Origin of the sequence: Frigoribacterium faeni, assembly GCF_011761235.1 — a bacterium.
Taxonomy (GTDB): domain Bacteria; phylum Actinomycetota; class Actinomycetes; order Actinomycetales; family Microbacteriaceae; genus Frigoribacterium; species Frigoribacterium faeni_A.
Genome location: NZ_JAAOYW010000001.1, coordinates 833,721 through 847,285 on the forward strand (window position 1 = coordinate 833,721; position 13,565 = coordinate 847,285).

Annotated in this window: 13 protein-coding genes and 1 tRNA gene; all 14 read right to left on the reverse strand. The window is 74.8% G+C overall.

Features of this window, described 5'->3' with window-relative positions; genetic code table 11:
• Window positions 1-28 precede the first annotated feature (28 nt).
• The 14 genes from FHR78_RS03810 to FHR78_RS03875 all read right to left on the reverse strand — a co-directional run bounded on the left by FHR78_RS03810 (window position 29) and on the right by FHR78_RS03875 (window position 13,530).
• A complete protein-coding gene (locus FHR78_RS03810; RefSeq protein WP_166759153.1) occupies window positions 29-1,096 on the reverse strand; it encodes a Gfo/Idh/MocA family oxidoreductase in 1,068 nt (355 codons plus the stop codon).
• Complete coding sequence (locus FHR78_RS03815; protein ID WP_166759154.1) at window positions 1,093-2,568, reverse strand: aldehyde dehydrogenase family protein; 1,476 nt, start codon at window positions 2,566-2,568, stop codon at window positions 1,093-1,095. Before FHR78_RS03815 ends, FHR78_RS03810 begins: the two co-directional genes overlap by 4 nt.
• The gene (locus FHR78_RS03820; RefSeq protein WP_166759155.1) at window positions 2,565-3,137 is read right to left on the reverse strand and encodes an isochorismatase family protein; all 573 of its coding nucleotides are present in this window, start codon (window positions 3,135-3,137) and stop codon (window positions 2,565-2,567) included. Before FHR78_RS03820 ends, FHR78_RS03815 begins: the two co-directional genes overlap by 4 nt.
• A 41-nt stretch (window positions 3,138-3,178) precedes the next feature.
• Window positions 3,179-4,690 carry a D-alanyl-D-alanine carboxypeptidase/D-alanyl-D-alanine endopeptidase gene (gene dacB / locus FHR78_RS03825; RefSeq protein WP_166759156.1) on the reverse strand — a complete coding sequence of 504 codons (1,512 nt, stop codon included), beginning with the start codon at window positions 4,688-4,690 and terminating at the stop codon, window positions 3,179-3,181.
• Between the two features lie 52 nt (window positions 4,691-4,742).
• The gene (locus FHR78_RS03830; protein WP_166759157.1) at window positions 4,743-5,723 is read right to left on the reverse strand and encodes a Gfo/Idh/MocA family protein; all 981 of its coding nucleotides are present in this window, start codon (window positions 5,721-5,723) and stop codon (window positions 4,743-4,745) included.
• A 98-nt stretch (window positions 5,724-5,821) separates the two neighbouring features.
• Window positions 5,822-5,894: transfer RNA gene (locus FHR78_RS03835), tRNA-Thr, on the reverse strand.
• Window positions 5,895-5,954: 60 nt separating this feature from the next.
• Complete coding sequence (locus FHR78_RS03840; protein ID WP_166759158.1) at window positions 5,955-6,614, reverse strand: TetR/AcrR family transcriptional regulator; 660 nt, start codon at window positions 6,612-6,614, stop codon at window positions 5,955-5,957.
• Window positions 6,615-6,628: 14 nt separating this feature from the next.
• Window positions 6,629-7,774 (reverse strand): DNA polymerase III subunit delta', encoded by a 1,146-nt coding sequence (locus FHR78_RS03845; RefSeq protein WP_166759159.1) that lies wholly within the window; start codon window positions 7,772-7,774, stop codon window positions 6,629-6,631.
• Window positions 7,771-8,397, reverse strand: a complete 627-nt coding sequence (gene tmk / locus FHR78_RS03850; RefSeq protein ID WP_166759160.1) for a dTMP kinase — start codon at window positions 8,395-8,397, stop codon at window positions 7,771-7,773. Before tmk ends, FHR78_RS03845 begins: the two co-directional genes overlap by 4 nt.
• On the reverse strand, window positions 8,397-11,333 hold the full coding sequence (gene topA, locus FHR78_RS03855; protein WP_166759161.1) for a type I DNA topoisomerase: 2,937 nt from the start codon (window positions 11,331-11,333) through the stop codon (window positions 8,397-8,399). Before topA ends, tmk begins: the two co-directional genes overlap by 1 nt.
• Window positions 11,334-11,485: 152 nt before the next feature.
• Window positions 11,486-11,899 carry an Rv3654c family TadE-like protein gene (locus tag FHR78_RS03860; protein WP_166759162.1) on the reverse strand — a complete coding sequence of 138 codons (414 nt, stop codon included), beginning with the start codon at window positions 11,897-11,899 and terminating at the stop codon, window positions 11,486-11,488.
• Window positions 11,896-12,240: a TadE family type IV pilus minor pilin gene (locus FHR78_RS03865; protein WP_208392749.1), complete on the reverse strand. Its 345-nt coding sequence runs from the start codon at window positions 12,238-12,240 to the stop codon at window positions 11,896-11,898. Before FHR78_RS03865 ends, FHR78_RS03860 begins: the two co-directional genes overlap by 4 nt.
• A 2-nt stretch (window positions 12,241-12,242) precedes the next feature.
• Window positions 12,243-12,515, reverse strand: a complete 273-nt coding sequence (locus FHR78_RS03870) for a DUF4244 domain-containing protein (protein ID WP_166759163.1) — start codon at window positions 12,513-12,515, stop codon at window positions 12,243-12,245.
• A gap of 109 nt (window positions 12,516-12,624) precedes the next feature.
• Window positions 12,625-13,530: a type II secretion system F family protein gene (locus FHR78_RS03875; protein ID WP_347878036.1), complete on the reverse strand. Its 906-nt coding sequence runs from the start codon at window positions 13,528-13,530 to the stop codon at window positions 12,625-12,627.
• Window positions 13,531-13,565 lie beyond the last annotated feature (35 nt).

Genomic DNA, 13,565 nt, shown 5'->3' on the forward strand with positions numbered 1-13,565 from the left:
TCAGGAGGCGCAGGTCAGGAGGCGCGGGTCAGGAGGCGCGCGCCGCCTCCCGCGCCGCCTCGATCACCTCGAGCGCCGCCACGGCGTCGCGCGGGTCGACCGGCAGCGGCCCGTCGCCGTGCAGCGCCCGGGCGAGCTGCTCGTAGAAGAGCGGGTACCGCCCCGGATCGGTGGGCTCGGGCCGCGCGTCGGCGCCCACGCCGACGAGGCCGTGCCGCCCGTCGGGGACCCGGCCGTAGCCGGGATCGCGAGGCGACGTGCCCGAGGCGAGCTGCGCCTCCTGCGGGTCGAGGCCGTCGACGACGTAGGCGCCCGCCGTGCCCAGCACCCGCAGGCGCGGACCGGGCTGCGCGTCGACGTGGCTCATCCAGAGCCGCGAGCGGACGCCGCCGGCGTGCCGCAGCGACAGGAACACGTCGTCGTCCGCGGCGCCCGAGGGCCGGCGCCGGGCGATCTCGGCGTGCACGTCGACCACGGGGCCGAAGAGCTGCAGCGCCTGGTCGACCAGGTGCGGGCCGAGGTCGAAGAGCACCCCGCCGCCCTGCTCGCTCGTCGCCTCCGACTTCCAGCCCGCGCGGTTCGCGGTCTTCCACGGCGTGAACCGCGACTCGAAGGTGTGCACGTCGCCCAGCACGCCGATGCTCACCAGGCGCGAGGCCGTGAGGAAGTCGCCGTCCCACCGACGGTTCTGGTAGACGGTGAGGGGCCGGCCGAGGGACTCGGCCAGCTCGACCAGCTGACGGGCGGAGGAGGCGGTGGTCGCCACGGGCTTGTCGACCACCACCGCGGACCCGGCGCGCAGGGCGTCGGCCGCGACGTCGGCGTGCGTCGCGTTCGGCGTCGCCACGACGACGAGGTCGAGGCCGAGGCCGTCGAGGTCGCGGGCCGACGGCACGACCTCGACCCCGGAGTGGGCCGCCCGGGCCTGCTCGGCACGGTCGGCGTCGCGGGTGACGACGGCGGCGAGCTCCCACGCGTCGTCGGCGGCCAGGAGCGGGGCGTGGAAGACGCGGCCGGCGAGGCCGTAGCCGACGACGCCCGCGCGGAGGCGGGGCCGGTCGGACGGCGTGCTCGACCGCAGCTGCTCGGCGCTCATGCGGCGAACGGGTCGGGGGTCATGAGGTAGACGGTCTCGAGGTACTCCTGGATGCCCTCCAGGCCGCCCTCGCGACCGAGGCCCGACGCCTTGACGCCGCCGAACGGCGCCGACGCGTTCGAGACGACGCCGACGTTGAGCCCGAGCATGCCGGTCTCCAGCGTCTCGGCGAGACGCTGGCCCCGGGCCAGGTCGCGGGTGAAGGCGTAGGCCACGAGGCCGAACTCGGTGTCGTTCGCCTGCCGCACCGCCTCCTCCTCGTCGGCGAAGGTGCTCACCGCGAGCACCGGGCCGAAGATCTCGGCGGTGAGCAGCTCGCTGCCGGGCTGCACCCCGTCGAGCACGGTGGGCTCGAAGAACGTGCCGGTGCCGCCCCCGCGGGAGCCGCCGGTGCGCACCACGGCGCCCCGCGACACGGCGTCGGCGACGAGGTGCTCGGCCTTGGCCACGGCCCGGTCGTCGATGAGCGGCCCGACGTCGACGCCGTCGTCGGTGCCGCGGCCGAGCGTCATGGCCTCGACGCGGTCGGTGACGCGCCGGACGAACTCGTCGGACACGGCCTCGTGCACGAGGAACCGGTTGGCGGCGGTGCACGCCTGGCCGACGTTGCGGAACTTCGCCAGCAGGGCGCCCTCGACCGCGGCGTCGAGGTCGGCGTCGTCGAAGACGAGGAACGGCGCGTTGCCGCCGAGCTCCATCGAGGTGCGGAGCACCCGCTCGGACGCCTGCGCCAGCAGCGTGGAGCCGACCGGCGTCGAGCCCGTGAAGCTCAGCTTGCGCAGCCGCGGGTCGCGGATGATCGGCTCGCACACCTCGCCGGCCGAGGTCGTCGTCACGACGTTGACGACCCCGTCGGGCACCCCCGCCTCCGCGAGGATCGCGACGAAGGCGAGGGTGGTCAGCGGCGTGAGGTCGGCGGGCTTCACCACGACGGTGCAGCCGGCGGCCAGCGCCGGGGCGATCTTGCGCGTCGCCATCGCGAGGGGGAAGTTCCACGGCGTGATGAGCAGGCAGGGGCCCACGGGGCGCTTGAGCACGATCGTGCGACCGGTGCCCTCGGGGTTCGTGCCGTACCGGCCCGAGACGCGCACCGCCTCCTCGCTGGCCCAGCGGACGAACTCGGAGCCGTAGGCGACCTCGCCGCGCGACTCGGCGAGCAGCTTGCCCATCTCGAGCGTCATGAGCAGCGCGAGGTCGTCGGCGCGCTCGCGCAGCAGGTCGAAGGCCCGGCGCAGCACGTCGGACCTCGTGCGGGGCGGGATCGCCGCCCAGGCGGCCTGCGCGGCCGCGGCGGCGTCGAGCGCCCGCAGGCCGTCGGAGGCGTCCGCGTCGGCCACGGAGGCGACGACCTCGCCGGTGGACGGGTCGCGCACGTCGAAGGTGCGGCCCGACGCGGCGGGCCCCCACTCGCCGTCGACGAACAGCCCGGTCGGGACGGCCGCGAGGACGCGCGCCTCGTCGGCGGCGCTCACGAGCGCACCGTTTCGACGCCGGCGGCCCGCAGCTCGTCGAGGGCGGCCTCGCTCGGCCCCTCGGCGACGCCGGCGACGAGGTCGGTGAGGACCCGGACGTGCAGGCCGGCACGGGCCGCGTCGAGGGCCGAGGCCCGCACGCAGTGGTCGGTGGCCAGGCCGACGACGTCGACGTCGGTGACGCCGCGGCGCGCCACGAGGTCGGCGAGCGACTCGCCCGACCCGGTGGCGGCCTCGAAAATCGAGTACGCGGGGCTGCCCGTGCCCTTGAGCACGTGCTCGTCGACGAGCGACGCGTCGAGGTCGGGGTGGTACTCGGCCCCCGTCGTGCCCCGGACGCAGTGCGGCGGCCAGCTGTCCACGTAGTCGGGCGAGGGCGAGAAGTGCCCGCCGTTGTCGCCCTCGTCGTCGTGCCAGTCGCGGCTCGCGACGACCACGTCGTAGCGACCCGCGTGCTGCCTCAAGTGCTCGGTGACCCGGGCGGCGACGCTCGCTCCCCCGGTGACGGCGAGGGCGCCTCCCTCGGTGAAGTCGTTCTGGACGTCGATGACGAAGAGCGCGGTGGTCATGCCTCCATCTTCGTCGATCGACCCCCGACGCGCCCGGCGGGTCAGCTGTTCGAGAGGGAGTTCCCGCAGCGCCGGACCGACGCGGTGAGGGTGTCGAGCGCGCTGCGCGCGTTGTCCTGCACCGGCCCGATCGCGTAGAACGCGAAGGTCAGGGGCGTGCCGTCGGCCGAGTCGATCGACCCGGCGAGGGTGTAGGCGGTGTCGATCCAGCCGGTCTTGGCGTGCACCGCGCCGCGCGCGTCGGCGTTCGACCCCGTGAAGCGGGAGGCCAGGGTGCCGGTGCGGCCCGAGATCGGCAGCGCGTCGTAGACGACCCCCAGCCCCTGGGCCCGGTCGCGCACCTGGACCATGAGCCGGGCCACGAACGTCGACGGCACGGCGTCGTTCTCGCTGAGCCCCGAGCCGTCGACGATCGTGACGGACGAGGCGTCGAGGCCGTAGGTGCCGCCGAGGACGGACCGGTACAGGGCCGTCAAGGAGGCGGCGGACCCGTCCGCGCCCGACTCGCGCGACGAGGCCCGCGCCAGCATCTCGGCCAGGGTGTTGTCGGAGGTCGGGAGCATCTGCCCGATCAGGGTCGAGACGGGCTGCGACCGCACCGAGCCCAGCACGGTGGCGCTGCTCGAGCTGCCCTGGCTCATCGACGCGGTCGCGGCGCCGGACACCCCGGCGGCGACGAGCGCCGACCGGAACGCCTCACCGGCCCGGTTCACCGGGTCGGTGCTGCGCGGGCTGGTCGCGGCCGCCGGGTCGGCCCGGTCGCCGTCGACCATCAGCGCCGTCACCTCGCTGTGGTAGCCGATGGTCTGCTCGGTGCGCTTCCACGACGGGTCCCACTTGTCGGCCTGGCTCCACCAGGTCGCGTCGAGGGTGATCTGCGAGACGGGCTGGCCGCCCAGGGAGGCCGCGACCTGGCCGGCGAGGTCGCCCAGGGTGGGCGCGCCCGCGTAGACGCTGCGACCGGTCGCGCTGAGCGTCGGGTCGCCCCCGCCCACCAGCGCGATCGAGCCGCTGCCCGGGTCGCCGGTGACCTGCGTCGTGAGGCGGTGGTCGGCGCCCAGGACGGACAGCGCGACGGCGCTCGTGAGCGTCTTGAGCACACTGCCGGTGCGGGCCGGGGTGGAGCCGTCGCGGTCGAAGAGGACCTCGCCGGTCGCGGCGTTGACGACCGTGCCCTCGAACTGCGCGAGCCGGGGGTCGGCCGCCGCCGCCGCGACGGAGCAGGTGCGCAGCTTGACGGCGGGCGGCACGGCCGCGGGGGCGGCGCGCTGCGGATCCGGGGCGGCGGTGGGGTCGGGCGTGACCGTGACGACGACCTCGGGCACGTCGTCGGCCTCGGCGGTCGGGCCCGCGACCGGTGCCCCGGCGGGCGCCGTCGCCGCGCCAGCGGCCACGGCGCCGCCGCCGAGCAGGGCGAGGACCAGCACGCCGGCCGTCACGAGGGTCGTCCGCGGGCGGTCGCGGAGGAGGCGGCCGACCGAGCCGCGGAGGCCGCGCGGCTGCCCGGTGTCGTCCTGCCGGCTCGGGTCGGGGGTCGCGTCCTGCTCGCTCATCCAGGACATCCTACGAAACGCGGGCCCGCCCCGGGGCCGCGCCCGCGCCTCCTCAGCTCTCGGGGTAGTGCACGCCGACCTGTCGACGGACCTCGTCCATGGTGGCCATCACGGCCACGACGTCGGCCGAGGTGAGCACGGGGCTCTCGGTCTCGCCGGCCTCGACGACGCGGGCGAGCTCGAGCGCCTGATGGTGCATGCCGCGCAGGCCGTCCTCGGGCGAGTCCCAGCGCTCGACGACGCCGCCGTCGGCATCGAGGACGGTGAAGCCGCCGGGCGAGTAGAAGGTCGCGTCGATCTCGATGCGGCCCTCGCTGCCGTGCAGCACCGCGTCGTTGTGCCCCGCCGTGTCCAGCGCGCAGAACAGGGCGGAGGTCGCGCCGTTCGCGTGCCACAGCGTGACGCCGGTGCGCACGTCGACGCCCTGGTCGCTCAGCACCGCGGTCGCGGCGACGGCGTCGACGGGGCCGAGCAGGTCGTGCGCGAACGACACGGGGTAGACGCCGAGGTCGAGCAGGGCGCCGCCGCCCAGGGCGGGGTCGTTGAGGCGGTGCCGGGGGTCGGTCGGCAGCGACTGCATGTGGGCCGCGGTGAGCAGGCGCAGCTCGCCGACGACGCCGCTCGCCACGACCTCGCGGAGCCGCACCTGCTGCGGCAGGTAGCGGGTCCACATGGCCTCGAGCACGACCACGCCGGCCTCGCGGGCGGCGGACAGCACGCGCTCGGCCTCGCCGACGTCGACCGTGAAGGGCTTCTCGACGAGCACGTGCTTGCCCGCCCGGATCGCCAGGAGGGCGTGCTGCTCGTGGAACACGTGCGGGGTCGCCACGTAGACGGCGTCGACCTCGGGGTCGGCCACGAGGTCGTCGTAGCTGCCGTGCGCCGTCGGCACGCCGTGCTCGTCGGCGAAGCCGCGGGCCTTGGCCAGGTCGCGCGACCCGACGGCCGTGACCGTCAGGCCCGCCCCGGTCAGGTCGTCGACGAAGGTGCCAGCGATGCTGCCGGCGCCGAGGATGCCCCATCGGATGCTCATGGTGCCTGTCTACCAGGTGGCCGGGCAGGCGGTGCGGGACGGGATGCGCGTGCCGCGACGGGAGAAGGCCCGGTCCGTGGGGACCGGGCCTTCGTGGGAGCCGCTTTGGGGAATCGAACCCCAGACCTTCTCATTACGAGTGAGACGCTCTGCCGACTGAGCTAAAGCGGCGGATCTCGACGATCTCGAGAACCCGTGCCTCGCGGCACGATCACCTACTGTAGCGGATTCTCAGACCTGTCGCGTCACGACGCGGCCGAGCTCGGCGAACGAGCCCTCCATGCGCGCGCGGAGGCCGTAGCGGTGGTCGGTGGCGTGGTCCACGTCGTCGTCGTCGATCCACTCGCCCCACGCGTGCCGCAGCGCCGCGATGGCCACCAGGGTGAGCAGGTGCGCGCTGCTGAGGTCGGACTCCTCCGTCGCGTCGGCGGCCCGGCCGGGTGCCGACGCGAGACGGCGCGCGACGATGCCGGTGAGGCGGTCCTCCAGCACACGGGTCGAGGCGATCCGGCGCGCGAGCAGGTCGGGGTGGCTGCGGAGCACCACGCGGCGTCGCTGCACGAGCTCGCGGTCGAACGTCGCCGTCACCACGGCCTCGTCGAGGAGGCGGATGAGACCGTCGAGGACGGGCTCGTCGTGCGCGCCGAGGAACCGGTCGACCGATTCGCCCTCGGGCAGCTCGGGGAGGTCGCCGACGACGGCCTCCTCCTTCGACGTGAAGTAGTTGAAGAACGTGCGCGGCGACACGTCGGCCCGTCGGCTGATCATGTCGACGGTGACGGCGTCCAGCCCCTCCTCGCTGATCAGGTCGAGGACGGAGAGCTGGATGGCCCGTCGGGTGGCCAGGCGCTTGCGCTCACGCAAGCCCGGGGCGGCAGTCGGGTCGGTCATGCCGCCATCTTGCCTCACCTGACCGCGTGTCGGCTGACGGCGACGAGCATGGCCTCGAGCGCGAGGGCCGGGGCGACGTTCGACTCGATGCGGCGACGGGCGACGGCGACCGCGTCCATCACGGCGAGCGTGCTCGCGGGCGTCGAGGTGGCCGTGGCCTCGTCGAGCCGCGGCCGGATGCTCTGGTTGATCGGCTCCTCGCCGACCCCGAGGTGCAGCAGCAGGACGTCGCGGTAGAGCGAGAGCAGGTCGACGAGGATGCGGTCGATGCCGTCGCGGAGGCTGCGGGTCGCCCGGCGCTTCTGGTCGTCCTCGAGGGCGCGGAGCTGGCTGCGGAGCGCCGGGGGCACGGTGCCGCCGGGCTCGACGCCGAGCGAGCGCAGGGCGCTCGCCCGCTCGTGGGCGTCGCGTTGCTCGGTGATCGCCTTGGCGTCGTCGCCCGCGACGGCCAGCATCGTCGTCGCCGCGTTCACCGCGTCCGACACGCTGCGGATGCCGAGGGCCGTCTCGAGGGTCCGTCGACGGCGCTCGCGCGCCTCCGCGTCCGTCGCCAGCCGATGCGCCATGCCGATGTGGCTCTGCGCCTCGCGCGCCGCCGTGAGCGCGACCTCGTGGTCGATGCCGTCCCGGCGCTCGAGCAGGTCGGCCACGTCGGCGACGCTGGGCGTGCGGAGGCGGACGCTGCGGACCCGGGAGCGGATCGTGGGGATGAGGTCGGCCTCGCTCGGGGCGCAGAGGATCCAGACCGTGCGGGGCGGGGGCTCCTCGAGGGCCTTGAGCAACAGGTTGCTCGTGCGCTCCGTCATGCGGTCGGCGTCCTCGATGACGACGACGCGGTACCGGCCGACCGACGGCGAGAACTGCGAGGACGCCACGAGGGTGCGCACCTCGTCGATGGTGATGATGATGCGCTCGGTGCTCAGCACCGCGAGGTCCGGGTGCGAGCGCGCGTCGACCTGGCGGCTCGTCGCCTCCTCGTCGTGGCCGCGCGACAGCAGCGCCGTCGCGAAGGCGTAGGCGAGGTTCGAGCGGCCGGACCCGGGCGGGCCCGTGATCAGCCACGAGTGGGTCATCGCCGACCGCGACGGGTCGGCCGACGCGGCCGCCTTGAGCAGCTCGACGGCGTCGGCCTGGCCCGTGAGGCCGTCCCAGCCGCTCACGACGCGGAGAGCAGGCCGGCGGCGCGCGAACGGACGGCGGCGGCGACCTCGGCCACCGGCAGGGTGGCGTCGACCACCAGGAACCGGTCGGGCTCGGCGCGCGCGATGTCGAGGTAGGCGTCGCGGACGCGGCCGTGGAACGCCGCGGCCTCGGCCTCGAGCCTGTCCCAGGTGGTCCGCGCCGCGTCGAGGCGCGAGCGGCCGACCTGCGGGTCGAGGTCGAGCAGGACGGTGAGGTCGGGCGTCAGCCCGTCCGTCGCCCAGGCCGAGAGCTCGCGGACCTCGTCGCCGCCGAGCACCCGACCCGCGCCCTGGTAGGCCACGGACGAGTCGACGTACCTGTCCTGGAGCACGACCTCGCCCCGGTCGAGCGCCGGCCGGACCAGCGTCTCGACGTGGTGGGCCCGGTCGGCCGCGTAGAGGAGCGCCTCGGCCCGCGGCGCGATGTGGCCGCGCCGGTGCAGCACGATCTGCCGCAGCTCGAGGCCGAGGTCGGTGCCCCCGGGCTCGCGCGTGCGCACGACGACGCGGCCCTGCTCGACGAGCCACTGCTCGAGCAGTGCCGCCTGCGTCGTCTTGCCCGATCCGTCGCCGCCCTCGAGGGTGATGAACAGACCGGCCACTACGGCGTCCCCGAGGCGTCGCCGTCCGGCGTCGCAGCAGGCGCGGCCTTGCTGCCGGCTGCGGGCTTGCGCGCCGCGGCCGGCTTCTTCGCGGCGGCGGGCTTCGCGGCGGCGGCAGCCGTCGTGCTCTTGGCCGCGGCCGGCTTCGCGGCGGCCGGCTTCTTGACCGCCGGCTTCTTGGCGGCGGGCTTCTTCGCGGCCGGCTTCTTGGCGGCGGGCTTCTTGGCCGGCCCCTTCGCCCGCTTGTCGGCGAGCAGCTGCACCGCACGCTCGAAGTCGACCTCCTCGACCGTCTCGCCGCGCGGGATGGTCGCGTTCGTCTCGCCGTCGGTGACGTAGGCGCCGAAACGGCCGTCCTTGATCTTGATCGGCTTGCCGCTGACCGGGTCGGCCTCGAACTCGGCGAGGGCGCTGCTGGCGCGCTTGGCGCCGTACTTGGGCTGCGCGTACAGCTCGAGGGCGCCGGGCAGGTCGATCTCGAAGATCTGGTCCTCGCTCGTGAGCGACCGGGTGTCCGTGCCCTTCCTCAGGTACGGGCCGTAGCGGCCGTTCTGGGCCTGGATCTCGTCGCCCGTCTCGGGGTCGACTCCCACGGTCCGGGGCAGGTCGAGCAACGCGAGGGCCGTCTCGAGGTCGATGGTGTCGACGCTCATGCTCTTGAACAGCGACGCGGTGCGCTCCTTGGGGGCCGCCTTCTTGGCCGGCGCCTTCTTGGCCGGGGCCTTCGTCGTGCCGGACGCGGCGGCAGCGGCGGGGGCGGCCTCGACGACCTCGCCCGTGGCCGGGTCGGCCTCGATCGCCTCCGGGGTGCGCTCGGTCACGTACGGGCCGAAGCGGCCGTCCTTGGCGAGCACCTCCTTGCCCGACTCGGGGTTGACGCCGACGACGCGGTCGCCGATGACGGGTGCGTCGATCAGCTCGCGCGCACGGGCCGGGGTCAGCTCGTCGGGGGCCATGTCCTCGGGCACGTTGACCCGCCGCGGCGTCTCGGGGTCGTCGCCGGGCGCCTCGAGGTAGGGGCCGTAGCGCCCGATGCGCAGGGTGAGCCCCTCGCCGAGCGGGATGGAGTTGATGTCGCGCGCGTCGATCTCGCCCAGGTTGTCGATGACCTTGCGCAGGCCCCGGTGCGTGTCGTTGCCGAAGTAGAAGCCGTTCAGCCAGTCGACGCGGTCGGCGTCACCCCCCGCGATGAGGTCGAGGTCGTCCTCCATGCTCGCCGTGAAGTCGTACTGCACGAGGTCGCCGAAGTACTCCTCGAGCAGGCGCACGACCGAGAACGCGATCCAGTTGGGCACGAGGGCGGTGCCGCGCGGCGTGACGTAGCCGCGGTCGACGATCGTCGACATGATCGCCGCGTACGTCGACGGGCGACCGATGCCGAGCTCCTCGAGCGTCTTGACGAGGCTCGCCTCGGTGTAGCGCGGCGGGGCGCTGGTGTCGTGGCCCTTGGCCTCGACCTCGTCGAGGGCGAGCTGCTGCCCCTCGGTGAGCGGGGGCAGCTTGGCCTCGCCCGCCTCGGCGGCACCGTGCCGGTCTTCGTCCCGGCCCTCCTCGTAGGCGTTGAGGAACCCGCGGAAGGTGATGACGGTGCCGGTCGCGACGAACTCGGCCGCGGTGCGCTCGACGCCCTCGGCGGAGACGCCCGCCACGGCCTGCGCGGTCGTGGCCGTGACGACGACGGACGCCGTCGAGCCCTTGGCGTCCGCCATCTGCGAGGCGACCGTCCGCTTCCAGATGAGGTCGTAGAGCTTCCAGTCGTTGCCCCGCAGGGTCGACTGCATGTCGCTCGGCGTGCGGAAGGTGTCGCCGGAGGGGCGGATGGCCTCGTGCGCCTCCTGCGCGTTCTTGCTCTTGCCCGTGTAGACGCGGGGCTTCTCGGGCACCGTGTCGGCGCCGTAGAGGGACGCGGCCTGCGAACGAGCCGCGTTGGTCGCCTGCTGCGAGAGCGACGGCGAGTCGGTCCGCATGTAGGTGATGTGGCCGTTCTCGTAGAGCGACTGCGCGACGCTCATCGTCTGGCGGGCGGAGAACCGGAGCTTGCGCGCCGCCTCCTGCTGCAGGGTCGAGGTGGTGAAGGGCGCCGCTGGGCGGCGCGTGTAGGGCTTGGACTCGACGGACGAGACGACGACGTCGACCCCGGCCGACTCGAGCGCCCGCGAGAGCGCGCCGGCCGAGGCCTCGTCGAGGGCGACGGCCTGGCCCTTGAGCTGTCCGCGGTCGTCGAAGTCGCGCCCGCTGGCGACGCGGGTGCCGTCGACGCGCACGAGGCGCGAGACGAACGGCACGGCGTCGCCCGTGGGCTCGAAGGTGGCGGTGAGGTCCCAGTAGGAGGCGGACACGAACGCCAGGCGCTCGCGCTCGCGGTCGACGACGAGGCGGGTCGCGGCGGACTGCACGCGACCGGCGGAGAGCCCGGGCCCGACCTTGCGCCAGAGCACCGGCGAGACCTCGTAGCCGTACAGGCGGTCGAGGATGCGGCGGGTCTCCTGCGCGTCGACGAGGGCCGTGTCGAGCTCGCGCGTGTTCTCCTGCGCCTTCTGGATCGCGTCCTTGGTGATCTCGTGGAACACCATCCGCTTGACGGGGACCTTCGGCTTGAGCTCCTGCAGCAGGTGCCACGCGATGGCCTCGCCCTCGCGGTCCTCATCCGTCGCGAGGTAGAGCTCGTCGGCGCCCTTGAGGGCGCGCTTCAGCTCGGTGACCGTCTTCTTCTTGGCGTCGGAGACGACGTAGTAGGGCTCGAAGCCGTTCTCGACGTCGACGGAGAACTTGCCGAGCGACCCCTTCTTGAGGTCGGCGGGCAGGTTCTTCGGCTCGACGAGGTCACGGATGTGCCCGACGGAGGCGAGCACCTCGTAGCCGCTGCCGAGGTACTGCCCGATCGTCTTGGCCTTCGCGGGCGACTCGACGATGACCAGTTTCTTCGTGCCTGGCACGGGACTCCTTGCTTCGGGGAACGTCTTGACCCGGTCGCGAGGACCGGTCAGGTGGGCGGTGGCGGGCGGTTCTCGTGGCGTCCCAGGAGAAGGACCGACGGATCGTGCGCTGCCGACAGGCACACCATACACACACCCTCCGGCGGTCCGGCTCACGGCCCGGGGGCGTCCCGGCCCGGGCCGGACGAGGGCGGGCCCGCCGTCGACGCGGCCCGGACGGCGACGCCGAGCAGGGGCGACGAACCCCTCGCGACGACCGTCGCGACGGGCCCGTCGAGCTCGCAGGAGTCGAGCTGCACGGCGTTCGCGCGAGCCAGCGACTCGGCGAGCGCGCAGGGCCCGACGCCCCCCGGCACCAGGCCGGCGGCGGCGTCGGCCGCGGCCAGGGCCGACGCGTCCGCGGCCCCCGCGACCCGGCTGCGCTCCGCCAGCGCCTGCGCCCCGGCGAGCGCCGCGACCGCGAGGACGGCCGTCACGACCAGCACCGAGACCGAGGCGAGGGAGGCGCTGCCCTCGTCGCCGGGACGGGACCGGCTCGGCCGCCGCCCTCCTCCTTCTCCTCTCATCCCCCGGCCGTCGGCGCGCAGCTGCGGGCGCTCAGCGTGACGACGCCGGACAGCGGGCCGAGCGAGACGGGCCTCGTGAGGGAGAGGCAGAGGACGGCTCCGTCGACCGAGGAGGCGACCCGGGCTCCCGGGGCCAGGGCCGCGACGGTGACGGGCACGGCCCCCGCGTCGCCCCGGGCGGTCTGCCTCGCCGCCACGGCCGCCGCGTCCGCCAGCCGGACCGACTGGGACGCGGCGCCCACGGCGCCGACCGCGAGCGCGACCACGGCGAGGACGGCGGGCAGGACGACCGCGAACTCGGCCGCGACGCTGCCGTCGTCGCGCCGCACGCCGGCTCGCACGGCTATCCCACCGTCAGGGCGGAGCGGACCAGGTCGCTGAGCACGCCGCGCACCTCGTCGGACCGCATGATGACGACGAGCAGGCCGGCGAAGCCGACCGCGGCCATGATGACGATCGCGTACTCGGCGGTGGCGGCGCCCTCGTCGTCCCGCCACCTGCGCGCGAGGGCGCCGACGGCCGAGCGTGCCCGGGCCGGGAGGGAGCGGTGTCCCGTCGCGTCGGCGGCCGTCGCCGTGGGCGGGAGGGAGGGGGCGGTGCTCGTGAGGGTGCTCATGGTCTTCTTCTCTCTCGGTGGTGGCGACCACGGGCTCGTGGTCGAGAGCGAGTCTCGGTGTCCCGGGCAGCCGGGCGCTCGTCGAGTCCCGCCGCCTGGGCACGGACGCTCAGAGGGCGACCGCTGTGGAGGAGACGAGCGACACGACGAGGGGGACGACGCCCACGACGAGGAACGCCGGCAGCACGCAGACCCCGAGGGGCAGCATGAGCGTCGATCCCAGGCGCGCGGCCGCGGACCTCGCCCTCGTCGTCGCCTCGAGGCGCCGCTCGGCCGCGGCGGCCCGCAGCAGCGCCCCCGCGGGGGCGCCCGCGCGGCGCGACAGGTCGAGCACCGACCGGCCGTCGTCGTCGTGCACGTCGCCCGCGCCGGCGTCCTCGAGGTGCGCCCGGCAGGCCTCGTCGACGAGGTCGAGCCCGGCCTGCCAGGACCCTCCCCCCGAGACCGCCACGGCGAGCAGCTCGAGCCTCAGCCCCGGCACGGAGGCGCCGGGGACGGCCGACCGCACGAGCCGGGCGTTCCACGCACGGGCGGCGGCCACGAGGCCGACGCCCACGACGAGGCAGCCCCAGCCCACCGGGCTGCCGAAGAGCACGGCGGCGGTGTCGAAGCCCAGCCCCAGGGAGAAGAGGAGACCCACCGGGGGCAGGGCGAGCACGATCCGCCCCGTCGAGCGCGGCCCGCTGAGCGCCACCTCCACCTCGCGGCGAGCGGCGTCGGCCTCGCGCAGCGCGGCGACGAACGTCCCGAGGCAGTCGGCGAGCGGAGCGCCGCTCCGTTCGGCGACGTGCCAGGCGCAGGCGACCTGGTTCCACTCCGTCGCGTGACGGCGGCCGTCCGTCGTCGCGGGGAAGGGGTCGTGCGAGAGCGCCTGCCGCAGGGAGACGGAGACCGGCACGCCCAGGGTCGCGGACCGGCCGACGTGGGTCGTCACCGCCCGCACGGGCCCCTCGGGCTCGCCGTCCCCGACGTGCAGCCACGCCGAGGCCGGGGCGACGCCGGCGGCGAGCAGCACCGCGAGTCGCTCCACCACCGTGGCCGCGGGCGTGG